Genomic DNA, 26624 nt, shown 5'->3' with positions numbered 1-26624 from the left:
GTTTTTTAACATTTAACCATGTTAAAATGAAAAAAATTAGAGATATGGCATGGAGAGAAGGCAGGGAGAATCAATGAAACCAAAACTTAACGATGTTGCACAATTAGCAGGAGTTTCACCGACTACGGTTTCTCGCGTACTTAATAATCGTGGCTATATCAGTCAAGAAACGAAGGATCAAGTTCATAAAGCGATGCAAGAGCTAAATTACTTTCCAAATGATGTGGCTCGGTCATTATTTAGTAAACGAACAAATCTGATTGGATTAATCATTCCAACTACAAGCAACCCATTTTTCGGAGAGCTGACTTTTCATATAGAGAATATTTGTGCGTCATTAGGCTATAAGCTGTTGCTTTGTAACAGTTTGAATCAGCTGGATAAAGAGGAATCATATGTGGATATGCTTATGCGAAATCAAGTTGACGGTATTATCGTTGGTACACACAATCGGGGTATCGTAAATTATGAACAGAAGAACATTGCCGTCATTGCGATCGATCGCTTCCTATCCGATTCAATCCCAGTTGTAGGATCGGATAATTATATGGGTGGAAAACTGGCGTCAGAACTACTTATTGAAAAAGGGTGCAAGCATATCTTACACATAAATGGCCCTGTTGAATTGGAAACACCAGCAAGCTTAAGAAGAAAAGCATATGAAGATGTGATGGAGCAGTATGGTCGAAAGGCAATTACCTATGAAGTACATGATCCCTTCCACCAACAGAATCACGACGAACCGATTAAACGCTTGCTCGATGAACATCCTGAAGTAGATGGATTGTTTGCGAGTAATGACTTGGTGGCTGCGTCTTTTATTGCTAAAGCAAGAAGAAGAGGAAAACGTGTTCCTGAAGATATTCGCGTAATTGGATATGACGGAACAGAAACAACCCGCAATCTTCTCCCTGAATTAACGACAATTCAGCAACCAATACAGGAGATTGCCAGATCTTCCATAGAGTTACTTATTAAAGAAATTGAAGGTGGATTCAGTGATGTCCCGCGAGAAACCTATCTACCAGTGAAACTGATTGAAGCTAGTACGGCTTAATACAGTTTCCATAGTTTTCAGCATTGTGATAGAAGGTGGAGCTATCCTTATTAGAGTAATTGAAATCAAGAGGAGAGCTCTTTTTCTTTCGAAAATATGTCAAGCGGTTGACATATGAAAGCGGTTGACATATAATCGATCTGTAAATACGAAAGTGCTTTCATTTACATTAAATGTTCAACTTGAGGAGCGTTCGATATGAGAAAGTCAAAGAGCATGTACTGGAAACTAAGTGCCTATTTCTTCTTTTTCTTCTTTACTTGGTCAGCAAGTTATTCATTGTTCTCCATCTGGCTAGGGCAAGAAATCAGTCTGAATGGTGCTGAAACAGGTGTTATCTTTACTGTAAACGCTATCTTTGCGCTATGTATGCAACCGCTTTATGGCTATATATCTGATAAAATCGGATTAAAGAAGCATATTTTATTTCTAATCAGTTCTTTGCTCTTATTTGTTGGTCCTTTCTATATCTTTATCTATGGGCCGTTACTTCAATACAATGTATTTCTCGGTGCCATTGCAGGTGGATTATACTTGGGTATTTCTTTTTTGGCAGGGATTGGAGCCATCGAATCTTATGTCGAGAAAGTCAGCCGAAAATATGACTTTGAATACGGAAAATCTCGTATGTGGGGCTCGCTAGGTTGGGCAGCAGCAACGTTTTTCGCTGGTCAGCTCTTTAATATCAACCCTAACATTAACTTCTGGATTGCATCAGTATCTGCTGTCGTTCTGTTTATCATTATGATGACAATTAAAGTTGAAATGACAGATTCCGAGATGGAGCGAGCAGAATCCGTTAACTTTAAGCAAATCGGCCATTTGTTTGCAAATAAGCATTTGTGGTTCTTCATTTTATATGTTCTTGGTGTTACCTGTATTTACAATGTGTATGACCAGCAGTTCCCGAATTACTTTTCATCGACGTTCTCAACGGTTGCATTAGGCAATCAAGTTTACGGTTACTTAAATTCCCTACAAGTGTTCTTGGAAGCAGGCATGATGTTCTTAGCGCCTTTCATTGTCAACAAAATTGGAGCAAAAAAGGGTCTAATATTGGCAGGGTTCTTGATGGCGTTCCGGATCATGGGTTCAGGCTTAGTTATTGGACCTTATGGAATCTCAGCTATGAAATTGATTCACGCATTGGAACTGCCAATCATGCTGATCTCCGTATTTAAGTACTTGGCTGCAAATTTCGATACGCGTCTGTCTTCGATCTTGTATCTGGTGGGATTCCAGTTTATGAGTCAGGTAGGAGCTTCGATCTTCTCGCCAATCGCCGGTATGTCTTATGACATTAGAGGTTTTGCAAATACGTACGTGATTATGGGTGTTTTCGTATTTGTCTTTACAACAATCTCAATCTTTACCTTAAAGAAAGAACCGAAAAAGCTGGATCCCAAGCCTAACAAGCATATTGAAACAGCATAGGAGGAAGAAAGATGAACACATATAATAACAATACGAAGCAAGCTGAGGAAGCATTGAAACAGGCAGAAGCGAAAATGAACAAGCGGTACCGATTAGGTTATCATATTATGGCACCAGCAAACTGGATTAACGACCCAAATGGATTAATTCAATTCAAAGGTGAATATCACGCCTTCTATCAGCATCATCCTTATGATGAGAACTGGGGCCCAATGCATTGGGGCCACGTGAAGAGTAAAGACCTTGTACATTGGGAGCATTGTCCGATTGCATTAGCGCCTGGAGATGCGTGTGACCTTGATGGTTGCTTCTCAGGAAGCGCAGTAGATAATAACGGCGAACTGACATTGATCTATACTGGTCATCACTATATTGATCAACCAAACAATATCTTTTTCCAAAATCAAAATGTGGCAGTAAGCACAGATGGCATTCATTTTACAAAACTAAGGCAGAATCCCGTAATCGCTGAACCTCCGACTGATAGCTCACAGCATTTCCGTGATCCGAAGGTATGGAAGCATGAGGATACATGGTACATGATCCTAGGTAACAGCACGAAAGAAGATCTGCCGCGTGTTATTCTATATACATCTCCTGATCTTAGGACTTGGACCTATCATGGTGTGCTTCTGCAGGGAGATAAGAATATGGGCTTCATGTGGGAGTGCCCTGATTTCTTTGAACTGAACGGTAAGCATATATTTATGTTCTCCCCACAAGGTATTGATGCGCAAGGAGATAAGTACAATAACTTGTTCCAGACGGGATATTATGTTGGCGAATATAATTATGATAGTAATGAATATAAGCATGGAGAGTTCATCGAGTTGGATACTGGTCATGACTTCTATGCGGTTCAAACTTTTCTAGATGATCAAGGTCGCCGCATAGCGCTTGGTTGGATGGATATGTGGGAATCGGATATGCCGACGAAAGCAGACGGCTGGTGTGGAGCAATGACGATCCCACGTTTAATTACGTTGGGTGACAATAATAGAGTACTGATGACTCCAGTTGAAGAAATGAAGTTACTTCGCCAAAGTAAACATGTTTTGTATCAATATGGTGCTATTTCTGGAAGTTACTTCAAGGAAGTTGAAGAAGACTTGCTTGAAGTTAAGGTAGTGTTCGATCTCACGAAGTCAAGTGCAGACCTGGTAGGCTTGAAGTTTCGTGGAAGAGGTCGAGAAGAAACGGTTATCACATATTCTATTCCGGAGCAGAAACTAATGCTTAATTGTTCTAAATCAGGTAAAAAGACAGATGGAGTACGTCAAACAGCCTTCAATGCTGAGGGACAGCTGACATTGCATGTATATCTGGATCGTTCATCCATTGAAATGTTTGCGAATGAAGGGCAAGCTACGATGACAAGTCGCATCTATCCGAGTGAGAAATTGCTAGGCATAGAAATCATAACAGAGGGTGGAGAGGCGCTAGTAAATGGGCTGACATATTGGAAATTGAAAGATATATGGCAAGCCGAATAATTCAATGAAAAGATTGCAGTTCATATTATGTATACAGTAAAAGGATATGGAATCTATATATATCTTGATAGAGTGGCTGAAGGGGGGAATTCCCAAGGGACTGGTTCGAGAAGTCTTCAGGGTTCAGGCCAAGAGTTTTATTTGCAAAGTTCACCTTATTAAGTTGCTTCGAAACAAAAACAATTAAAAATAACACTAACAAGTCGACACTGGATATGCAGTGTCGTCTTTTTGAAAGGCTACATGTGAAAATTTGTTGTCTGACTTCCTTTTGCTACGATCTACGTTGTTCTTCCATTTCGTCATGATGTTGTTACCGCTCACTTTGAAAATGCTATTCCTTTACATTCAACAGGTCGATTATGGTTAGATACCACCATGATTGACCTGTTTTTTTGCTATCTTCACTTTCTCACATTATATTAGCTTAATTGCAGCAATGTATGTACATAGGAAGATAGTTAGGGTGGACTACTGTCAATAAAATCGACACTCTGAAACAAGAATCATTATGCTACATTTGCATGCTGGTTCGGTGACGACGGATTGTAATATTCAAAATAGGGTATGGGTTTTGACCATTCCATTTAAGCTTGTTACAATAGGATAAACTTACTGGAAATACTTCAATATAGAATGGTGTGGTCTAAACTTGCAACATGAAAACGAACTTTTGGATGTATGGTTGTCTTTGTCTCACATCCATTCCACTTTAAATGATAAGTTAGAACAAGCCCTGCTACAAAATTATGATTTATCTTTGAAGGAGTTTTATGTTTTAGGTTTTATATCCAATTCCGAGGAAAAAAAATTACGACTGCAGCAACTTCAAGAATTGGTGGGATTAAGTCAAAGTGCGACATCGAGACTCGTAGTGAGAATGGAAGCCAAAAACTGCGGGGCTTTACAAAGGCATACATGCGAGGATGATCGACGAGGTGTGTATACTCGGATCACGGAACTAGGTGAAAATAAATTCCAGCGTGCACTTCAAACCTTTAATCAGGTGTTGCAATCAGAACTTCAGAAAGATGGAGTGAAGTCACAATTTCAAAATCTTACGCAAAAGCTGTTTTAGACTTTGCAACCTGTGTATATCGTTCTTAGTTTCCTTAGGGTAATATATGGCTTGAACGTTGTGCCGCGAAAGGCTCTTTACGGAAGCTAAGTTTATTACCCTACACGATTCAATAGTAATGTTATGAAGTGGAAAATGACCATTTACATGATTGTGCATGCATATTTAAATTAGACTTTCAACCATGTACGTATAGAAACGCCCTTCCGAAACTCCTCCTCATAAGGAGGAGTTTTATCATCTGAAATCACCGACCGCTAGCTCCCTTTGCTTAGGAAACAGAGGCCGTATTGCGCTTTTCCTTGGCGTTGCTGCGGTCGCGACGACTCAGCAGAAACCCGACCAGAGATGCTGTGGATTGTTGGAAAATCATCCCCAGTACAACGGGCAATGCTACCGGGGCCGGGAAATAGGTGATGGCAAGCACGGCTCCCGCGCTAATATTGCGCATGCCGCCGTTAAAGACAAGCGCCGTACGGTCTGCATTATTCCACCGCATCAGTCCTGATATCAGATAACCGATCGCATATCCAGTGGAGGCAAGGACGATTATGGATAGGCATACTCCGACAAGCTTAAGATTAAAATCGACCAGATAAGGCGCAATGACAGATCCGTTAATCATGACGACAAGAGCCATAGCCAGCTTGGAGAACGGTCCTAGCCGTGGTCCCCATACCTGCTTGATCTTCCCTTTGGTCCATTCGTTCAACACCATGCCGATTAGCGAAGGAACGACAATCATCCAGAATAGGCTCTGCATCATCGCCCAGGTATCGAGCTGCACATCCGCTCCGATCAGTAGGGACATGATGCCCGGCACGGCAAATGGGGCCAAAATCGTATCAATTAAAATGATCGCCAATGTCAGCGCTGTATTGCCTTTATAGATGTTGACCCACACGAAGCTGGAAATGCCCGTAGGGATAGCTGCACCAAGAATAAGTCCAGTAATCGTGTAAGGATCATCACTGAAGGCCAGATGTCCCAGCATCATGGCGAGAAGCGGCATGGCCAGGTGAAGAATAAACAGACAGGCGATCATCGGACCAGGATGCTTGATCACATGGACAAAATCCTTAAACCCCATACTGATGCTGCCCGCGAAGGTCATGAATGCAAACAGCCAGGGAGAGAGTTCGGTATATTCTGACAACGGCGTACCGATTAGGACGCCAATTAGAATGCTGATTGGTGTAATTAGCGGCATAGCTGCATTTAGTCTACGATTCAACGTGAGGAGCATACAAAACTTCCTTTTTTAACCTTAAGTATAGACCTTGCACCCGTGATTCGTAAATGATCTGTGACCTTGCGGTAGCCCGATAGAAGCAAATTTGAACGCTCCTGATGAACATAGATTAACCCTTCAAATTATTTCGATATTCCAAAGGAGAGCAGCCCATTATTTTTTTGAATAGTCTGGAGAAGTAGTAAGGGTCCCTAAAACCGAGTTGTATGCTAACTTCTTTAATAGAGGCATTCGTCAAATCCAAAAGCTGACTGGCCCTCTGTATCTTCATTCTTAAATAGTAATCGACAGGAGAGTAGCCGGTGGATTGCTTGAATATCAGGTTCAGATGCTGCTTGGATACCTGAACATGCCGACTAAGCTGCTCAAGCGAAACGGTGGATTCCAATTGTTCACTCATATAGCGTGTTGCCTTATCCACATGACTCTGGTACGTACTGTCTTCCTTGCGAAATGCAACCGATACAACAAAACTCAGCAGATAACGGACAGTTTGCGATACTTGAACTAAATGTATAATGGAGTATGATTTATTCAATAAAAGGTCGTAACACTGATGAAATAGCTCCAGTAGTTTGACTCCATCACTGGCAGATATCGAAATATACGTTTTAAAAGGCTCAAACAATGCTATAAAATCATCCATTTGGTCCCCTTTAAGATGAAACCAGTAAATTGTCCAAGGATCTCTATCGTCAGCCCCATAAGCATGCGGCATGTCTCTGGGAATGTACGCAAAGCCTCGCTCTGTCATGTCAATCGTTAGGCCATCCTTTGTTCGTATCCAACCTTTTCCGCTGGTACAGTAGATGAATATATGAGAGTCACATCCGTGCATTCTTTCACGAAAATGATGGCGGGCATGGCTGAAGCAGCCTATATCCGTAATATATAGATTTTTTGTAAGCGGATTCATATTTAATTTATCCAGTATATAGGGTGGAACGACATATAACTTTTCACCCTCAAATCCATCAGCTTTCTTATTCATAATCTATCCATCTCCTAGCCTTAGGCGGCTCTAATGATGAAATACGTATATAGTCCATCATAAACAGTAGATTGTCAATTGTCTGTAATGTCGCTTACTTGTAAGCTCTGAATATAAGAGCGACTATGAGGGAGTGATGGAATTGAGCATTTTCGACGCTAGGGCACGCGTGTGGGAGCAAACCGTGCAGATCCCCACGTATGGAATTGGCAAACCCGACAAAAATCCAATGTTTCTGGAGAAACGTGTCTATCAGGGAAGTTCCGGTCGAGTGTATCCGCATCCGGTCATTGATAAAATTGAGGATGAGAAGAAACTTGAAAATTATCAAATAGTTTTCCTAGAAAATAAATATTTGCGCATTGAGATCATGCCAGAGCTGGGAGGACGCATTTATCGTGCGGTCGACAAGACCAACGGTTATGATTTTGTTTATTATAACAGGGTCATCAAACCAGCGCTTGTGGGCTTATTGGGACCATGGATATCTGGAGGCATTGAGTTCAACTGGCCGCAGCATCACCGTCCCAACACTTACGGACCCGTTGAATACAAGTTGGAAGAACACGACGACGGAAGCGCAACGGTATGGGTGAGCGAAATTGATCGTATGTTCGGCACGAAAGTAACAGCTGGTTTTACACTTCAACCGGATAAGGCATACCTTAAAGTGGGGGCCCAGCTATATAACCGGACTGCCGAGCCTCAAACATTTTTATGGTGGGCCAATCCAGCCGTAGCAGTACATGAGCATACGCAATCTGTTTTTCCTCCAGACGTATCAGCCGTGTTCGACCATGGAAAGCGAGATGTATCCCGTTTCCCGATTGCTACAGGCACTTATTATAAAATGGATTATTCTGAAGGCGTAGATATCTCCCGATACAAAAATATTCCTGTTCCCACTTCATATATGGCCTATAAATCGGATTACAATTTCATAGGTGGTTACGACCATATGAAACAAGCTGGGCTTTTGCATGTGGCCAACCATCACATCTCTCCCGGGAAAAAGCAGTGGACATGGGGAAATGGCGAATTCGGCCAAGCTTGGGACCGCAATCTAACAGACGAAGACGGCCCCTACATCGAGTTGATGACGGGAGTGTATACCGATAATCAACCAGATTTCACTTGGCTTCAGCCGTATGAAGAAAAGACGTTCTCGCAGTATTTTATGCCTTACAAACATATTGGTATGGTCAAAAACGCTTCAATTGACGCAGCCGTTAGTTTGGAATTAAATCGCAGCGAAGGGACAGTACAGATTGGCGTCTATGTAACTTCGTCATTTTGCGAGGCTGTTGTGGAATTAAGCAGCCAGCGGGAAGTTTATATTCAAGAAACCTTGGATCTGACACCTAATAAGGCCTTGATACAGAAGACAGTTATTTTGGCTGAGGATGAGGATTATGATCTATGCTTAAGCGTCAAAGACGCGACCGGAAGGGAGCTGATTAGCTACCAGCCTAAGCAAAAGGAAGTTGAGCAGATGCCGGCTGCTGCCGACCCCCTGCCACAACCGGAGGAATTAAGAACGAACGAAGAATTGTATTTAGCAGGACAACACTTGGAGCAATACCGTCATGCTACCTTTGAGCCTGAGGCGTATTACCTTGAGGGCCTGAAAAGAGATAAGAATGACAGCCGTATAAATATGGCATATGGTACGTTGCTTCTTCGCAGAGGGTTATATGCAGAAAGTGAAGAGTGCTTTCGTAAAGCCATCTCGCGGATAACCTGGCGTAACTCTAATCCCTATGATGGTGAGGCCTACTACCAGCTTGGTTTGTCGCTAAAACACCAAGAGCGGATGGATGAGGCGTTCGCTGCATTTTATAAATCAGTATGGAGTGCGGCATGGCAAGACAGCGGGTATTTCTCACTGGCACAGATTGCGACAGAACAAGGGAACTATGAAGAAGCATTGGAACTCGTCGAGCGCTCGACAATCCGAAATGCTCGCAATTACAAGGCACGCAACCTGAAGTCGGCTATTCTTCGTAAGCTCGGCAGGAACGAAGCAGCAATAGCCTTTTCCAAGGAAACGATGAAGCTCGATATCGCCGATTTTGGAGCTTACCGTGAGCAAGCATTATCTTTAGAGGCTCTCGGGTTACGAGATGATGCTAAAACGGTCTTTGAAGAGCTGGAAAAATGGATGCGTGGAGATGTGCACAACTATATAGCGGTAGCATCGGACTATGCGGCGGCAGGACTCTATGAGGATGCAGCATGTGTGCTGGAAGAAGCTCCAGAGCAGGCAAAAACATACCCTATGCTGTATTACGTTCAGGCCTTCTGCTATGCTAAAATCGGCAAGCTTGAGCAGGTGAACAATGCTCTCGCTCAGGCCGCAGATGCAGTACCCGATTACTGCTTTCCTAACCGTCTGTTTGAGTTGGATGTGTTACAATTTGCAATTCGAACAAGACCGGAGGATGACAAGGCGCATTATTACTTAGGTAATTTACTCTATGATAAGAAACGGCATCAGGATGCTATTTCCAGCTGGGAAATGTCTCGTTCCATTGACGATACTTACCCCGTTGTTCACCGTAATCTTGCTCTTGGATATTTTAACAAACAAGGCCAAGTAGAGAAGGCTCGCCATTCGTTAGAGCAGGCCTTTGCGTGCAATACTTCAGACGCACGTATTCTTTATGAGCTTGACCAGCTGTATAGGAAGCTGAACATCAAGCCCAACGACAGATTGAATCTAATGGAGAGTTATCCGGGAATCATAAAGCTTCGCGATGATCTGTTTTTAGAATATGTAACCGTTCACAATACGATGAAGCAGCATAAGATAGCGTTGTCCTTGCTGACAGGGAGAATATTTCATCCATGGGAAGGCGGAGAGGGGAAGGTAACGGGACAGTATAGGCTGGCCAAGGTAGAGCTTGCCAAGTCCGACCTGAGGTCTGGGCGGATTGAACAGGCTGTAAAGGGGCTGCGGGAGGCTTTAGTGTATCCAGAGAATCTTGGCGAAGGTAAGCTAGAGGGTTCCCAAGATAACGATATCTATTATTATTTGGGCTGCGCGTATGAGCTATTGAAATTAACAGATGAGGCAAGACAGGCCTTTTCCACGGCCTCTCAAGGACTGGGGGAACCCATTAATGCCATGTATTATAACGATCAACAGCCAGATATGATATTTTACCAAGGATTGGCCTGGCGGAAACTTGGTTATGCGAAGGAAGGCAATCGTCGATTCAACAAGCTCATTGATTACGCCGATAGATACTTATTCGAACCCGTGAAAATGGATTATTTCGCGGTCTCGTTACCCGACTTTCTCATCTTTGAAGATGACCTGAATATTCGTAATCAGGTTCATTGTACTTATATGAAAGCACTTGGTTTGCTTGGATTAGGGCGACAGGACGAAGCCATCTTGCATTTTGAATCGGTGCTTAAGCTAGAAGCTAACCATCAAGGAGCGTTGAACCATATGGACTGGAGCTGGGAGGGGAAATCAATTGAGTAATCTCATGAGAACTGTACCGCGCAAATTGACGATCACCATGTGGGACTTTTCTTGGTATACCATGACACAGGAAGGTGAGCCCTACAGCGATCTGGAAGCCCGTTTTAAAGAAGCGGTCGAAAGAGGCTACAATACGATCCGAATATGTGCAATGCCATTCATGTTGTTTACAGCGGATGGCAAACGCCCCGGACCCTTGGAGTTTGCTAACCTTGGGGAAGTAGGCCAGCGTACGCGTTGGTATAACTGTCGTGGAGGCGCAGTACTGGACGGGCATGCTCATTTGCTCGAACTGTTCAAACAAGCAAAGGCTCATAACTGTTACATTATGTTATCCTCTTGGGAATATCAGCAGAGTCCCAGCTTTCTGGCTCATGCTGAGCTTAGAGATGAACTAGCTGCAATTCCTCCTAAGGAGAGATTCATGGCCATTGCAAAATCAATGGATCAGTTGATCCGTTTCGTCACAGCAGAAGGCTACAGGAGTCAGATCATCTATACAGAGCTGCATAACGAAGTGGAATTTGGGCAGTTAAACGCCGTCGGAACGTCTGAAGGCATAGCCGAAACGAATGTACCGGCGCTTATTGAAGCCATGCAGCCCTACGTAGAAGAAGCGATAGAATATCTTCGCCAATGTCATCCTGATATGATGATGACAGCCAGTTATACGTTAAATGAAGCCTACCCCAAGGCTTACGTCGCGCGCAATATGCAGGTGGCCCATTTTCACCTATATATTAAAGGGGTGCTCAATGAGCTTATGGAAGCGGCAGCGCTTTATGATGAGTTGGCGCCGTTCCCCAATCCATTCGTACAATCCCTATTAAGAGAAGACGCTCCTCCATTTGCAAAATGGACCCTGCCTCCGGGGCAGAATTGGCGGATGGAAGGCAATCCAGTCGGCATGAGACTTATTTATTTGCACGACTGGGTAGATCCCGATCAATGGGATTTATTTTTGTACGATCGGTATGGAGACCATAAAATGGCCATGTTGCAGAAGGCCGACACCCGATTGGAAGAGATTCATGAATGGACTCGTCATTCCGGCATTCCAATTGTCATAGGAGAAGGTTATGTAGGCTACACGCCGCTGCATGCCCAATTTGAAGAAGGCCCAGTCGGCAAATTTATCGCTGAATATGTGTTGCGAAAAGGAATGGCACTTGGGTTCTGGGGAATGACCCTCTGTTCTAACTGCGCTCCCCATCATCCATTCTGGAATGATATCGCTTGGCAGCGCAAGTGGAACCAATTTATCCTGAATTCAGATTAACGAGTGAGGGGAGTGAACTCCATGAGAAACTATCGAGTTGCGGTTAAAGACGATCAGAAGCATATTGTTAAAGGACATATCAAACTTGGCGGCACCAACCCAAAAGGAGAGGAGATCGGATTCACCAACTATTTTATGGAGAAGGACGGAGAGCCCTTTTTCGGTATTTGTGGTGAATTCCATCATGCCCGTTATGATGAACGCTATTGGGAAGACGAAATTATTAAAATAAAAATGGGCGGCGTAAACATCATTGCTACTTATATTTTTTGGAACCTACATGAAGAAGTTGAAGGTGTTTTTAATTGGAGTGGGAACAAGAATCTTCGTCGTTTCATCGAGTTGTGCGGCAAACATCAGGTATACTCCATCATTCGGATCGGTCCCTTTGATCATGGGGAAATTCGAAACGGCGGTATGCCAGATTGGTTATTCGGTCGACCATTTGAGGTTCGTTCTAATGATGAGGGGTATCTGTTCTATACAAGAAGATTGTATAACGAAATCGGTACCCAGGTTAAAGGGCTGTTATATAAGGAGGGGGGGCCGATTATCGGCACCCAAATCGAAAACGAGCATCATCATTCATCTGCCCAGTGGGCATTGACTGTAGGAATTAATGATATGTGGCTAAACAGTGGAAGTGACGGTAACTCGCATATGTTAAAACTTAAAGAAATAGCTCTGGAAGCGGGGATTGATACTCCGATCTATACGTGCACAGGATGGGGAGGAGCAACAACTCCTGTACCCGATATGCTGCCGTTATGGGGCGGGTATGCCTATTGGCCATGGATCTACTACGAAGAGGGACGTTTGGAGGGGATGGAGGAGCATCCTGCGACACCGGAATACATTTTCCGCGACAAGCATAATAACAAGATTCCAGAGAGTTACAATTTTAAGCCTCAATACGCACCTGAAGACTATCCGTACGCTTGCTGTGAAATGGGTGGCGGCATGGTTCAGTTTTATAAATATCGGTTCGCATTTCCCTACCGCAGTGTTCCAGCAATGACTGTCATGAAGGTTGCAGAAGGCTGTAATCTGATCGGATATTACATGTATCATGGGGGTTCCAATCCTCGGGGTAAGGTTAACCCGTTCACCAATGATCTAGCCACCCCCAAAATCTCCTATGATTTCAACGCCATGATCGGCGAATTCGGTCAAGTAAGGGAATCGTACCATAGAACAAAGCTGCAGCATTACTTTTTTTCAACGTTCCAAAAGCAATTCTCACTAACAAAGACTATTCTGCCAGGGGATACGTCCCAGATGGACCCTTATGATGTGGATACGTTACGATATGCAGTGCGATCCAGTGCTGGATCGGGTTATCTGTTTCTAAATAATTTCCAAGACCATGTCGAAAATGACGACCTGTGCGATTTTAATGTGAGCATTGAACTGCCCGAGGAAACGATTGTAATCCCTAGTCAAGGTGAGCTGATGTTAGGACGTGAAAGTTTCGCTATATTGCCATTTAACTTTAATTTAGATGGAATGAAGCTCAAATATGCTACGGTACAGCTGATAACAAGGATAGAAGAAGATGGAGAAGTATACTACTTTTTCTTTGTACCAGAGGGGATGAAGGGAAGATATGAAATTGAGTCAAAAGATATCATCAGTGCCACAATCGACAAAGGCTCGATAGAGCAGTTGGATGGGAACACGATCATTAAGGTTGCTGAAGAGGACGATAGTCTCATCCATCTGGTATCTGAAAGTGGCAAAAAAGTTGCCATCTACACGATGACTGATGAGCAAAGTCTTACATTTTGGAAGGTAAACATGCAAGGCCGGGACAGAGTCATTTTGACCAATGCCAATGTACTTGTATATGAGGGCGATCTAAGGCTGGAATCGACGGATCAAGAAATGGTATCCCTGAGTGTATTCCCTGATTTCGCCGCCTCGATCACATCTATTACTGGTGGAGAGCTGCTAGACATAACAGAAAACAATGTATTTAAAACGTATCGTTTAAAGGCTCCTAAGCGAGAAATTCATTTCAATTTGAAAAAAATAAATGACGATAAACTTACTATTGATTTTGAGATAGATGCCTTTCACGGAATTAAGGAAGCTCTGCTGCGTATCGATTATACTGGAGATATCGGTTATGCTTTTATGGATGGCGAACTGATCAACGATAATTTCTGCAACCATACGACCTGGGAAATAGGCTTGAAAGCATTTGAGCATCGGCTCATCGAGCAAGGGTTGTACGTATATGTTTCCCCAATACAAAAAGGTAAGGTTCTCAACAGCAATACGACTATGGCTGGCTGGAAAGAGACGGCAAAGGAACGTATCGTAGATATCGGCGCAGTCAGCATCGTGCCTGTGTATGAAATTCGACTCACCGTATAACCCAGGAAGTGTAAGTTCGACGCACAGTGGGTACTTTTAGTATAAAGTATAAAAATGTAAAAGCTCATGGTCGTTCAACCATGAGCCTTTTTTACTTTCTGATAGTACGTTTAGTAGATACCAGCCTTTTTCGATGTTTCTTTGATCCCGTTGCTTCCGTTAACTACAGTTTTCCCCCAATCCGTCAGATTGCCATTAGGTCCTGTTACAAGATCAAGGTAGGAAAGATTGGAACTATTACCATACCAGGACCAGGCTAACCAGCCTACTCCTTTGGATTGACCGTATCTCATGATTTCTGTCTCGTCGACGTCTGCTCCCTGGTGGTAACCGCCAAATTCGCCAATAATCAGAGCGAGTCCTTGATTCAGAACGTTATCAATATTGGTTCGAACAGTTTGAACATCTTTACCAGCGAACTCATACATATGGATGGAAAATACCGTATTCTTCAAAGAATCAGCTGCGAATACAGATTTACCAAAGTCATTGATAGATTGAGGATATTGTCCCCATCCGGCACAATCGACGATGAGTGTATTTTTGATACCTGCGTTTCTCAGCTTGGGAATCGCTTGCTTGTATCCATCAGCCCAACCACTTCCATTCCAAGAACCATACCATTCGTTTGCAATGTTTACGATAACCCGGTCTTCCTTGCCGATCAGAGCATCCTTTATACTAATCCAGTAGTTCACAGCTGCATCCAAAGACGCGTAGTCGTCTTTGCCTGTAGCATCATGAACTTCAAGCACAGCAATCATTTTATGGTTGGAGACGAGAGAAATAATATCTTTCACGGAATTAATATCATCCTTGGTGTACTGGTTTCCGTTAGAAAGGACAATTCGGACGGTATTAGCACCTGTCTGGGCAATTGCCGGGATCGCTGTATAAAGATCGTTTTTGTACCATGTGTGAGCATGATTGACGCCTCTCATAACAAATGGCTTGCCTGTAGAATCATACAATTTGGTACCGCTTACATAAAATCCTGAAGCAGCTTCTACCTTGGAGAAAACTCCTCCTAAACCAATCATGATGAGCAAGCCGATCATTCCAGACAATAGTGATTTTCTTAACAATACCTTCATTTTTATTCCTCCCTAAATATATTATTCAACTTCCTGCTATACAGAGATGAAGTTAGGTATGTAAGTGTGTAAATAGCAGTAAGCTAAACACAAAATTAAGCGCTTTCAAATATGAAAAAAGTTATTTTTGTTATTCTATCATTTGTGTTTTTGTTATTCAATCGGTTATTTTGGTTATTTTTTTGTGTTTTTGAAGTATAAACACATGGATGTATTATTTAAGTGCTATTTTCTGTGGTTTCATTGTATTTATTGTTTATGTTTGTTTAAAATTTAGTTTATATTGATAAAAATAACCTAACTATATTTCTGTGATATTCCGAATTTGTGTAGGTTGACCTAACGTTTTTCTTGGTTAATTATTTTGAACAAAGGTGAGATCTATCGGACAGCAATACCTAAGCTTCACCGCGATATTAAATTATAGTATGATATTCTTGTGAAAAATTTTACCAGAGTGAATAGGGGCAAGCTGATGAGAAAACCAATCATTGCAGTCGATATGGACGATACCATCTGTCATCTCGTCAAACGAGCCATATACCATAACAATAGTGAATTTCCCACTCATCCGCTTCGTTATGAAGAAATGTTAGATTGGAACACCGATCATCTACGTCATCCCAAAAGCACGCATGATGTATTTTATGGGCGACCGGGTTTGTTTGAGGAACTTGAACTGTTTGACGATTATGTTGTAGAAGAAATGGAGAAGCTTTGCAATGCTTTTGATGTCATTATTGTGACAGCGGCAGAGCCCAAGACCGTCGTAGAGAAATGGAATTGGCTTCAAAGACATTTGCCATTCATTCCGATCGAGAACTTTTTCCCATGTAAACGAAAGAACCTGATTAACTATGATCTCCTGATTGATGATGGCCCTCATAATTTAGTACCTGCGCTAAAGGAGGGGAAAAAGGTGCTTTGTATTCCTCATCCATGGAATCTGAGAGCAAGAGAGCAATATGAGTTCCCCGTCATGACATCCTGGCAAGGAGCAAAAGAACGAATCGACTCCATTTTAGGAGTTCTGTATAAATAATAGAATTATTCGTAAAACAGCTGGCTCCTCTGGAACTGGCTGTTTTGCTAGAAAGAATAGCGCCTATGGCTGAAATAAAATGGTACAATTGCTATGCATTATCCATGAGGAGGGAACGTGTATGACCATGACTATGGGTCTGATTGTGAATCATCTGACCAAGGGAATAAGCCTACCCCACACCACCGTAGATCTGCTGGACCCAGGATCTGTAGATACTGAGGTGCAAGGAATTGTAACCGCTTTCTCCGCTTCACAGTACGTGATAGAACAAGCTATTTCTCTAGGTGCAAATTTTATCATTACGCATGAAGGCATTTTTTATAGTCATCAGAGGATGCATGAGTGTCTACTACATGATCCGGTTTTTTCGCAAAAATCTCGCCTCATTGCCGATGCAGGTATAGGCATTTATCGGTTTCATGACACCATACATCGTTATCAACCGGATGGAGTGATGGTTGGGCTTCTTCAGGCGCTTGGCTGGCACAATTACATGGTGAAACAGCAGCCGACGGCCGCCATTTTGACTATTCCAGCTATGAAAGTTAAGGAGATCGCTGAATATATCAAAGCCAAACTACATATTCGTTATGTACGGGTGGCTGGCGAGGTTTCCATGCCATGTGAACGAGTGGGAATTTCAGTAGGATACAGGGGAGGTGGCGATCTAGCCATTCCATTATTTCTAAATGAAAATGTAGATGTAGTCATCGCCGGTGAAGGCCCAGAATGGGAAACACCAGAATATGTTAAAGATGCTGTCTATCAAGGGCACAGTAGAGCACTTATCATGCTGGGACATGCTGAAAGTGAAGCACCTGGGATGAAGTATCTCGCAGATGTACTTTCCGCCCAATTTCCGATGCTTCCCGTACACTTTATTGAAGATCGCCCGGTGTTTCAAATATTGTAATGAGAACACGTTTTTTGTGATGGTCATCCAGCACTGCTGTTATATCCGTTCATCCACTTTATGAAATGGAGGCGAGATCATGGGAAGCAGAGTGATTATGCCGTTCAAAACAGACTGGAGATTTATAGAAGGAAATTACGCGGGTGCTGAGAAAATGGACTACAACGATGAGCATTGGCGGCTCCTTCATGTCCCTCATGATTGGAGCATTGAAAAGTCCTTTGATCCACATATGCTGTATGGTGGCAATCAGGCTTATTTGCCAAGATGGTCTGTCGGATGGTACAGAAAGCATTTTAATGTGAAGCCCTCCTCTCCAAAACAGCGCGTATACATACAATTTGATGGCATTCACAGTAACAGCGAGGTTTGGATCAATGGGCATTTTGTGGGCAAGCGACCCTATGGATATGTTAGCTTTCAATATGATTTGACTCCATATATTCGGTGGGATGAGGAAAATGTGATTGCCGTCAAAGTGGACAATACGATTCTTTCACCTGACAGATGGTATTCGGGGGCCGGTATTTATCGTAATGTTTGGCTGATTTGTACGGATTATATTCATATAACCGAATGGGGGACTTACATTACCACACCTGAAATTTCGCCAGATGAAGCCAAGGTGACTGTCAGAATCCAGGTCACTAATCAACACGCGCATGCCGTAGAGTGTACGATTATGACTGAAATGCTGGACCCACAGGGACAGATCCAAGGAAAAGTGGAAAACCGAGTTACTCTTTCGAGCTGTGAAACGGGGGAAATAGAGCAAAAAACGCGAGTTTTAGAGCCAGAACTATGGTCACCGGACAACCCAGTGCTCTACGAAGCCCAGACGACGATCTATTGCGACAATACAGAGGTGGATCGTTATTGTACCTCTTTTGGCATAAGAGAAGTGAAGCTGGATACACAAAAAGGTTTATTTTTGAATGGGCACAGCTTAAAGCTAAAGGGAGTGTGCATTCACCATGATTTAGGCTGTCTGGGGGCTGCTTACCATGATACAGCCATGAAAAGAAGGCTGCAAAAGCTGAAGGAAATGGGCTGTAACTCGATCCGTTTTGCTCATAACCCGATGGCGCCCGAATTATTAGATTTATGTGACCAGATGGGGTTCTTGGTGGTTGATGAGGCTTTTGATAAGTGGAAATCTCTTTTCTATGAGCATTTATATGATGAGTGGTGGGAAAAAGATCTGGAGGCAATGTTGCTCAGAGACAGGAACCATCCCAGTGTTTTCATGTGGAGCGTTGGGAATGAAGTGGAAAACCAAGGGCAGCCATCCATGCTAAAAATGTTGGAGCAGCTCGTGGGTTTCTGCCATGAAAAAGACCCAACCCGATCGGTTACATATGCGCTTGAGCCGCATAATACACCGATCAGCTTGCGTGAGGGTTCGATTGAGGCCAAAGTGGAGCATACTAAGCAGCTGGCACAACGAGTGGATGTTCTGGGGTTAAACTATCAGGAGCAGTGGTATGAGCACTATAGGGCGGCCATGCCGGATATGCTTATCCTTGGAACCGAGACGTTTCCATACTATCGGGGCAAGGATAACCGGGTTAAAGGTTATTTGCTTATGAATCCCTGGTTTGATGTCGCTAATCATGATTATGTGATCGGTCAATTTGTTTGGAGTGGAATTGACTATTTGGGAGAAACGAGCTATCCCTCCAAAGGGTGGTCTTCGGGCCTGATTGATACTTGCGGATTCCGCAAACCAGTATCTTATCTCCAACAAAGCTTATGGTCTAATCAGCCTGTTGTGCACATAGCCGCATTTAACGAACATATGAAATCGGAATTTAATCCGACATGGACAATGCACTGGAAATCTCCGGCCATGGAAGATCACTGGACATTTCCTGACTACGGTGGAAAATTGATACGGTTGGTTACCTTCACCAATTGTGAGAGTGTGGAATTGATCGTGAATGATGAATTATACGGTGAGAGGAAGCTAGTGGATTACCCTAATCATTTAATCCTATGGGAGCTTCCCTATACACCGGGCAAAATCCGAGCTGTGGGTCGTAATGGAAACGAGAAGGTTTGTGAGCATGAACTGACTACTGCCGGGACTCCTTATGCTCTAAAGTTGGAGGCCGATCGGACGGTTCTACCTGCTGATGGGCATGAGATATCTCATGTGGAAGTAACCGTCATAGACCCAAACGGGATCACTGTACCTAACCAGGATGTTGAATTAACCTTTAAACTGCATGGTGATGGCCGCATCCTTGGAATAGACAATGGGGACCTCACCAGTGATGAACCCTACAAGGGGAATGAGAGACGAACACACAGAGGAAGGTGTCTTGTGGTTGTACAATCTGGGAATGTGGCTGGTGAGCTGTTGCTTCAAGCATCAGCAGATGGAGGGTTACTGGGAGGAACCAGGCTGAAAGTGGAACAAGAATATAAATGACAATTCAAGGTTGATTCAGTAAAGACATTGTATTTTAGCTTACGTATTATTGTTACTCTTGACCAGCTTCTGGGCTGGTCTTTTTTATTTTTATATATAGGTAGGTTTCAGAATTGACATAAAAATAAGAAAGTTTTATAATTTCGCTATTAAAGAAATTAATTGAATAGTTTAATGGATGGGGTGTTTAATAGTGAACGAACGAGATTTCAAAGATGGGCTTTTCACCGAATACGCACGGATCGGAAAATGCTTGTCCAGCCCGAAAAGGTTGGAAATTCTTGATATTCTCATACAAGGACCCAAATCAGTTGAAGTTCTATCTAAAATGACTTCGATGTCCGTTGCCAATGTTTCTCAGCATCTACAAACTCTATATCAAGCTAAGTTGGTTCAATCCAAAAAGCAGGGAAACTTTGTGTATTATGAACTTTCTGATTCATCTGTTTTGCACTTTTTAAATTCACTGTATGACCTGTCTGAAAAGCAGTTAATTGAAGTTCAGCACATTAAGGAGCAATTTTTGGGTCAATTCTCGGATGTTGAAGGAGTCACAATGGAAGAATTGGCAATGCGGATGGAAAAAGGAGAGGTCACACTTCTTGATGTACGGCCGCGAGATGAATATGAAACTGCTCATATACCGGGGGCTGTTTCCGTTCCAATTGAAGAATTAGCGGAGCAGTTATCTTTGTTGCCAGCCGACTCGAAGATTGTGGCTTATTGCAGAGGCCCGTATTGCTTAATGGCGGTTAGAGCTATTGCATTGTTGCAGGCTCGTGGTTTCGAAGCTAGACACTTGGATAAGAGTGTTCATGATTGGAACGACTTTATCAGGGAAGGAAGTTAGCCTTAATGAATTTGACGAATGCTTCGCAGAAGAGGCAAGCGCTTATCAATTCCTATGCGGAATCTTCAGATAAGCAAAGAAAACTGTATCGTCGTACGCTTATCACCGTTATTTTCTCTCAAATTTTTGGAGGCGCCGGACTTGCTGCCGGAGTAACCGTTGGTGCGTTGTTGGCGCAAGATATGCTGGGTACGGATAAATTTACGGGGATTCCTGCGGCACTATTTACACTTGGTTCAGCGGCTGCAGCGCTCCTCGTTGGTCGGTTTTCCCAAAGATTCGGCCGACGAATGGGGCTGGGACTCGGTTTTATTGCAGGGGGAGTTGGGGCGATCGGTGTCGTTGTTGCAGCCCTTATGAATAGTATTACCCTGCTTCTAGTCTCCCTTCTTGTTTATGGATCGGGAACGGCTACAAATCTGCAGGCTCGTTATGCCGGTACAGATCTCGCAAGTTCAAAGCAGAGGGCAACAGCTGCGAGTATGGCTATGGTCTTTACAACGATCGGAGCGGTAGCCGGTCCCAACTTAGTTAACGTTACCGGAGAGTTTGCGTTATCCATTGGAGTTCCCAGTTTAGCGGGACCTTTTCTTTTAGCGGCGGTAGCCTATACATTAGCAGGCATAATATTATTGCTACTTCTTCATCCTGACCCTTTATTGGTGGCCAAAGCAGTTGCGAATCAGGCGGCACAAGGAAGCCAGTCGTCTTCTGATCTTGAGGCTACTCGTGATGGTAGAAAAGGAATTATTCTTGGCGCTTTAATCATGATAATAACTCAAATTGTCATGGTTGCGATTATGACGATGACTCCCGTACATATGAAGCACCATGGACATGGACTCGGCGAAGTAGGATTAGTCATCGGTTTTCATATTGGTGCTATGTATCTTCCGTCTCTAGTTACGGGTATTCTTGTCGATAAGATTGGTCGTATAGCGATGGCGATGGCTTCAGCTGTAACGCTACTTCTCGCTGGCGTAGTAGCTGCGTTGGCTCCCACTGATTCGATGGTTTTGCTTATTGTGGCGCTTTCTCTTTTAGGGATAGGGTGGAATTTTGGACTGATTAGTGGAACCGCTTTGATTGTAGATTCGACGACAATATCTAATCAAGCTAAGGTACAGGGATCGGTGGACGTACTTATTGCTTTGGCAGGAGCTTCGGGAGGAGCACTGTCCGGGATGATCGTAGCAAATTCAAGCTATTCCATACTTTCTTATGCGGGAGGAATTCTGGCGCTGGCGTTACTTCCTATCATGTTATGGATGCGTTCAAAGAGAGCATAGACTAGCAAAAAACGACCTTATGGTCGTTTTTTTGTGTTTACCTAACTGTCGGGGGGAAGCAGCCATAGTTCTCTTTTTGACAAATAGTTTGGATACGAATAGAATGACTAATTATGATATAACTTATTAAAACATTAATAAAAAGTGGTGATAAGTAGATATGTAAATGCCAGTAGAATCATCCATGAATCCTCGGGTAATTCGTAATATCTTGTTTTTGTTGTTCGCTTTACCGGGTGTAGCTTTTGCTTCCTGGGTATCTCGAACGCCTACTATACGGGGTAATTTACATGTCTCGACTGCCGAAATGGGAATCATTATTTTTGGATTAGCTGCATTTCTTTAGCGGGACTACTTATAGATCCCCCAGGCTTAGGGTTTTTAGGTGAACATGTTGGAACTTCTGCATGCCTTGATTGTAGTGCTTGTTGGCGTTATGGTCGCTGGTTTGATATCGGGTGCAGCCCAACCCATTGGAGTGAAAGAAAAAATCAGATTAAAAAATAAAGGGGATTGTCGCATGACTATGAAAACGGAAAAACAAAAGATGATAGATGGAGAACTGTATGTAGCTGCTGATCCTCAATTAACGAGTGAAAGAGAGTATGCGAGAAGATGTGTCCGTCTCTTTAATCAGACGACAGAGACGGATCGTGAGTACCGTGAAAAGTTACTTAAGGAGCTTTTCGGATCAACTGGTGAAAATATAGGCATGGAACCCAACATACGTTGTGACTACGGATACAACATCCATGTTGGAAATAATTTCTATGCCAACTTTGACTGTACCATTTTGGATGTTTGCGAAGTGCGCATTGGAGATAATTGTTTCCTGGCTCCAGGAGTTCATATTTACACAGCAACTCACCCCATAGATCCGTTTGAACGAATCGCTGGCCCAGAGTATGGAAAGCCTGTTAAGATTGGCAACAATGTATGGATCGGCGGGAGAGCAGTGATCAATCCTGGTGTTACGATAGGTAATAATGTCGTCGTGGCATCAGGTGCAATAGTAACCAAGGATATTCCAGATCATGTGGTTGTAGCTGGAAATCCAGCGCGAATAATTAAACAAATTGAAATCTCCTAAACAGCATACAGGCTAATCATTTAATATTTGTACCGATGATCCTATTAAAAGAGCTCCTAATTTTAATAGGATCATTTAATTTAAAGTCTTGGACACTTAGGATCACATGGTGGAACTATACAGAATAATAAATAATCATATTCATCCGTACTAGTGTTTCTCCTAGATTATAGTAAATATGTGGGCGATCTGCTTTAAACCGAATCGAATCCCCGGCTTTCACCGTGTACATTTCCTCACTGACTTTTACCACCATTTCACCTTCAAATACCGTAATAAATTCTTCAGTACCCTCACGGTGTGGGGCTGAACTTAGTTCCCCGCCTGCTTCAATCTCTACGGTGTAAACCTCGAAATTTCTGTTTCCTTCATAGGGGAAAAACGGATACAACCGATAGTGATTATTTTCTTCAAGCACGTGTACTTTGCTTTTAGGAACGACTACCGCATCTGCAGGTGGTTCGTTAATCAGAGCAGTGAAAGAGATTTTCAAGCCGTTCGCAATTTTCCATACGGTTGTAATCGAGGGATTAGATTCTCCCCGCTCAATCTGACCGAGCATCGTTTTACTGATCCCCGTCAGATCAGCTAATTTATCTAAACTCAATTTTCTTTCATTTCTTAGATGTTTTAGATTTTTACTTAAAATTAGATTAATATTCTCCATAATTCTTCGCTCCCTATTGTGCTATATAAAGAACATAATGTACAATCATGAAGTACATTCGTGCGTTTCAACGTACATTTTATTCAATTATAACACACTGGAGTTGATTATTGTATGCCGTTTATTCCGTTCCTTTCTTATGCACTTGTTACCAGCTTTACGCCAGGTCCCAACAATATTATGTCTTTAGACAGTGCCAGGCGGTTAGGTTTGAAAAAAGCATTCCCATTTTTGCTGGGAGTAACAGCTGGCTGTTTCGCTATTATGCTGTTAGCCTGCTATTTTAATCTTGCTTTGTATCATTTTTTGCCACGGGTTAAAATCTGGATGAATGTACTGGGTAGTCTGTACATGCTTTATCTGGCAGTAAAAATAGCGAAGAGCAAACCTTCTGCGAAAAACAATGATCACAATGAAGGATATACCTTCAAATCAGGATTGCTGCTGCAATTTATTAATTTAAAAGTCATTTTGTATGGTATTACGGTCATTTCAACGTTTGTAATGCCTTATGATGTATCGTATATAGAGCTTATTACGATTTCATTACTCCTGACCTGTATTGGTTTTGTAGCTGTAGTGTGCTGGGCGGTTTTTGGGGCTATGTTTCAGCGCTTCTTGAACAAGTATGAGCACTCCTTCAATATTATAATGGCCTTATTACTGATTTATAGTGCACTATCGATATGGATGTAAATGAATACCCTATCCATCATAGAAAAGGGAGGTTCCTGACTATAGGCAGGAGCTTTTTTTTCGTGTGAATTGAGCTTATTTTACGAGTTATAACATACAATCGGACAGAATGGATGAGTCTCCTGATCATTTAGCTGCAAAACGGGTATTACCTTAATAAATAAAGCTGTTGACAACTTGTATATACATGGCTTAATCTTGTATATACAAGTTGTTGAAAGCGTTATATTATTTTTTACGCTATTTCATTTCGCAAGAAAGGAATGAGCATGAATGGAAGCAACGAATAGGACTTTGATTCCTCAAGATAAGGACTGGTGGCGAAAATCAGTAGTCTATCAGGTTTATCCCAAAAGTTTTAACGATACGACGGGTAAAGGAACCGGTGATATAAGAGGACTGACGCAAAAGCTGGATTATTTGCAAAAACTGGGTGTCGATATTGTCTGGTTGCAGCCTGTATATGTCTCACCACAACGTGATAACGGGTATGATGTAGCCGATTATTGCCGGATTAATCCTGACTATGGAACAATGCAGGATTTTGAAGAATTGAGCCGGGAAATTCGGGCGCGTGGGATGCACTTGATGATCGACATCGTGGTTAACCATTCTTCCACAGAGCATGTCTGGTTTCAGCAGGCGCGGCTTTCTAAGGATAGTGAGTACAGGGACTATTATATCTGGCGTGACCCAGCACCCGATGGAGGACCTCCGAACAACTGGATTTCCAAGTTTGGTGGACCAGCTTGGCAGTATGACGAGGCTACAAACCAATATTTCTTGACACTGTTTGATAAGACGCAGGCGGATTTAAACTGGGAAAATCCCAAAGTTCGTCAGGAAGTTGTTAATGTGCTGGAATTTTGGGCAGAGAAGGGAGTTAGTGGCTTCCGACTTGATGTCATTAATTTGATTTCCAAAGATCAGCAATTCTCGGACGACGATGGAAGCACGGCTCCTGGGGACGGGCGTAAGTATTATACGGACGGCCCAAGTGTGCATGAATACCTTCATGAATTACATGAGAAAGTATTCTCAGCGTATAACAGTGTCACTGTAGGGGAGATGTCCTCCACCTCACTGGATCACTGTATCCGTTATTCCAATCCAGAAAGAAAAGAATTGTCCATGACCTTTAATTTTCATCATTTGAAGGTAGATTATCCAAATGGACATAAGTGGGAATTGATGCCATATGATTTTGAATTGTTGAAGAAGCTATTCTCGGATTGGCAAACGGGCATGCAACAAGGTGGCGGCTGGAGTGCATTGTTTTTTAACAATCATGATCAGCCAAGGGCGATCTCTCGCTTTTTGGATGATGGCGAATACCATGCGGAAAGCGCCAAGCTGCTGGCAACCACGTTACATGGTCTTCAAGGAACACCCTATATATTTCAAGGTGAAGAGATTGGGATGGCCAACCCGCAGTGGGCAGATATTGAAGAGTTTCGGGATGTTGAATCTCTGAATATGTATCGTATCTTACAGGAACAAGGCAAAAGTGCAGAAGAAGCATTGAATATCATTCGAGAGCGGTCTCGTGATAATTCGAGGACACCGATGCAGTGGGATAACACTCGCAATGCGGGCTTCACTACAGGCACGCCTTGGATTAAGGTAGATGAACGATATCCACAGATCAACGTTCAGTCTCAGTTAGAGGACCCGAACTCGATCTACAATCATTACCGTCAGCTGATTCACCTGCGTAAGACGGTGCAGGTCCTTACTGACGGGAGTTATCAACGTTTGGACGAAGCTCATCCTCAGGTCTACGCCTATCAACGCAGCAATGAAGAGGAGACTTTGATCGTCATCTCTAATTTTAGCGGACAGGATGCGCAATTCCGTATACCGGATTCATTTTATTCATCATTAAAAAATCAAGCGTTGGGTGCGGCTGAGCTTTTAATAGGTAATACCCAGCACGTCCCGGAGCTAAAACAAGAGATCACTTTGGCCCCATATGCTTCATATATGTGGATTGTCCGTAGTCTTAGTGAATAGTATGGAGATAACTAGTAGTACCCCGGGAACGTTATTTTTTATAACCGGGGTTGCTGCTAAAAAAGAGCAAACGTTAA

At 42.9% G+C, this 26624-nt stretch carries 19 protein-coding genes and 1 pseudogene; 16 read left to right on the top strand and 4 right to left on the bottom strand.

The window, feature by feature from the left end; translation table 11 throughout:
• Window positions 1-73 precede the first annotated feature (73 nt).
• The 4 genes from ACEN8J_RS19210 (at window position 74) to ACEN8J_RS19195 (ending at window position 5062) form a co-directional block, all read left to right on the top strand.
• Window positions 74-1057 (top strand): LacI family DNA-binding transcriptional regulator, encoded by a 984-nt coding sequence (locus ACEN8J_RS19210; protein WP_029515909.1) that lies wholly within the window; start codon window positions 74-76, stop codon window positions 1055-1057.
• Window positions 1058-1255: 198 nt separating this feature from the next.
• On the top strand, window positions 1256-2491 hold the full coding sequence (locus ACEN8J_RS19205) for an MFS transporter (RefSeq protein ID WP_029515908.1): 1236 nt from the start codon (window positions 1256-1258) through the stop codon (window positions 2489-2491).
• Between the two features lie 11 nt (window positions 2492-2502).
• On the top strand, window positions 2503-3984 hold the full coding sequence (locus ACEN8J_RS19200; protein WP_029515907.1) for a glycoside hydrolase family 32 protein: 1482 nt from the start codon (window positions 2503-2505) through the stop codon (window positions 3982-3984).
• Between the two features lie 652 nt (window positions 3985-4636).
• Window positions 4637-5062, top strand: a complete 426-nt coding sequence (locus ACEN8J_RS19195) for a MarR family winged helix-turn-helix transcriptional regulator (RefSeq protein ID WP_025719952.1) — start codon at window positions 4637-4639, stop codon at window positions 5060-5062.
• Window positions 5063-5333: 271 nt separating this feature from the next.
• Here ACEN8J_RS19195 and ACEN8J_RS19190 read toward each other — a convergent pair whose 3' ends face one another.
• Window positions 5334-6308, bottom strand: coding sequence for a bile acid:sodium symporter family protein (locus ACEN8J_RS19190; protein ID WP_449291933.1), 975 nt, complete (start codon window positions 6306-6308; stop codon window positions 5334-5336).
• A 115-nt stretch (window positions 6309-6423) separates the two neighbouring features.
• Window positions 6424-7305 carry an AraC family transcriptional regulator gene (locus ACEN8J_RS19185; RefSeq protein WP_165148193.1) on the bottom strand — a complete coding sequence of 294 codons (882 nt, stop codon included), beginning with the start codon at window positions 7303-7305 and terminating at the stop codon, window positions 6424-6426.
• Window positions 7306-7441: 136 nt separating this feature from the next.
• On the opposite strand from ACEN8J_RS19185, the gene ACEN8J_RS19180 reads away from it, so the two are divergent.
• The 3 genes from ACEN8J_RS19180 to ACEN8J_RS19170 are packed head-to-tail and all read left to right on the top strand — an operon-like array spanning window position 7442 to window position 14456.
• On the top strand, window positions 7442-10798 hold the full coding sequence (locus tag ACEN8J_RS19180; RefSeq protein WP_449291934.1) for a DUF5107 domain-containing protein: 3357 nt from the start codon (window positions 7442-7444) through the stop codon (window positions 10796-10798).
• Entirely contained in the window at window positions 10791-12077 is a 1287-nt protein-coding gene (locus ACEN8J_RS19175; protein ID WP_029515902.1) for a cellulase-like family protein, read from the top strand. The genes ACEN8J_RS19180 and ACEN8J_RS19175 overlap by 8 nt, the downstream gene beginning before the upstream one ends.
• Window positions 12078-12098: 21 nt before the next feature.
• Window positions 12099-14456, top strand: a complete 2358-nt coding sequence (locus tag ACEN8J_RS19170; protein WP_241113468.1) for a beta-galactosidase — start codon at window positions 12099-12101, stop codon at window positions 14454-14456.
• Between the two features lie 110 nt (window positions 14457-14566).
• Here ACEN8J_RS19170 and ACEN8J_RS19165 read toward each other — a convergent pair whose 3' ends face one another.
• Window positions 14567-15550: a glycoside hydrolase family 5 protein gene (locus ACEN8J_RS19165; protein ID WP_029515900.1), complete on the bottom strand. Its 984-nt coding sequence runs from the start codon at window positions 15548-15550 to the stop codon at window positions 14567-14569.
• 475 nt (window positions 15551-16025) lie between these two features.
• Here ACEN8J_RS19165 and ACEN8J_RS19160 point away from each other — a divergent pair, with 475 nt between their 5' ends.
• The 7 genes and pseudogenes from ACEN8J_RS19160 (at window position 16026) to ACEN8J_RS19130 (ending at window position 23171) form a co-directional block, all read left to right on the top strand.
• Window positions 16026-16592, top strand: coding sequence for a 5' nucleotidase, NT5C type (locus ACEN8J_RS19160; protein WP_483594328.1), 567 nt, complete (start codon window positions 16026-16028; stop codon window positions 16590-16592).
• 121 nt (window positions 16593-16713) lie between these two features.
• Entirely contained in the window at window positions 16714-17508 is a 795-nt protein-coding gene (locus tag ACEN8J_RS19155) for a Nif3-like dinuclear metal center hexameric protein (protein ID WP_029515898.1), read from the top strand.
• Window positions 17509-17587: 79 nt separating this feature from the next.
• Entirely contained in the window at window positions 17588-19942 is a 2355-nt protein-coding gene (locus ACEN8J_RS19150) for a glycoside hydrolase family 2 TIM barrel-domain containing protein (protein WP_029515897.1), read from the top strand.
• A gap of 193 nt (window positions 19943-20135) precedes the next feature.
• On the top strand, window positions 20136-20792 hold the full coding sequence (locus ACEN8J_RS19145) for an ArsR/SmtB family transcription factor (RefSeq protein ID WP_029515896.1): 657 nt from the start codon (window positions 20136-20138) through the stop codon (window positions 20790-20792).
• Window positions 20793-20797: 5 nt separating this feature from the next.
• The gene (locus ACEN8J_RS19140) at window positions 20798-22081 is read left to right on the top strand and encodes an MFS transporter (RefSeq protein ID WP_069010922.1); all 1284 of its coding nucleotides are present in this window, start codon (window positions 20798-20800) and stop codon (window positions 22079-22081) included.
• Between the two features lie 184 nt (window positions 22082-22265).
• Window positions 22266-22418 (top strand): annotated as a pseudogene (locus tag ACEN8J_RS19135) (MFS transporter); the annotation flags it as partial.
• Window positions 22419-22601: 183 nt separating this feature from the next.
• Window positions 22602-23171, top strand: coding sequence for a sugar O-acetyltransferase (locus ACEN8J_RS19130; protein WP_280921448.1), 570 nt, complete (start codon window positions 22602-22604; stop codon window positions 23169-23171).
• Window positions 23172-23286: 115 nt separating this feature from the next.
• On the opposite strand, the gene ACEN8J_RS19125 is transcribed toward ACEN8J_RS19130, so the two are convergent.
• Window positions 23287-23838 carry a helix-turn-helix domain-containing protein gene (locus tag ACEN8J_RS19125; protein WP_209949383.1) on the bottom strand — a complete coding sequence of 184 codons (552 nt, stop codon included), beginning with the start codon at window positions 23836-23838 and terminating at the stop codon, window positions 23287-23289.
• Window positions 23839-23952: 114 nt separating this feature from the next.
• Here ACEN8J_RS19125 and ACEN8J_RS19120 point away from each other — a divergent pair, with 114 nt between their 5' ends.
• Window positions 23953-24534: a LysE family transporter gene (locus ACEN8J_RS19120; RefSeq protein WP_209949385.1), complete on the top strand. Its 582-nt coding sequence runs from the start codon at window positions 23953-23955 to the stop codon at window positions 24532-24534.
• Between the two features lie 273 nt (window positions 24535-24807).
• Window positions 24808-26547, top strand: coding sequence for an alpha,alpha-phosphotrehalase (treC, locus tag ACEN8J_RS19115; protein WP_165148214.1), 1740 nt, complete (start codon window positions 24808-24810; stop codon window positions 26545-26547).
• Window positions 26548-26624: the final 77 nt, after the last annotated feature.

The organism is Paenibacillus sp. Paensp38, from assembly GCF_059491915.1.
Note: the sequence above shows the minus strand (reverse complement) of the source record. Positions and strands in the feature narration are given on the sequence as shown.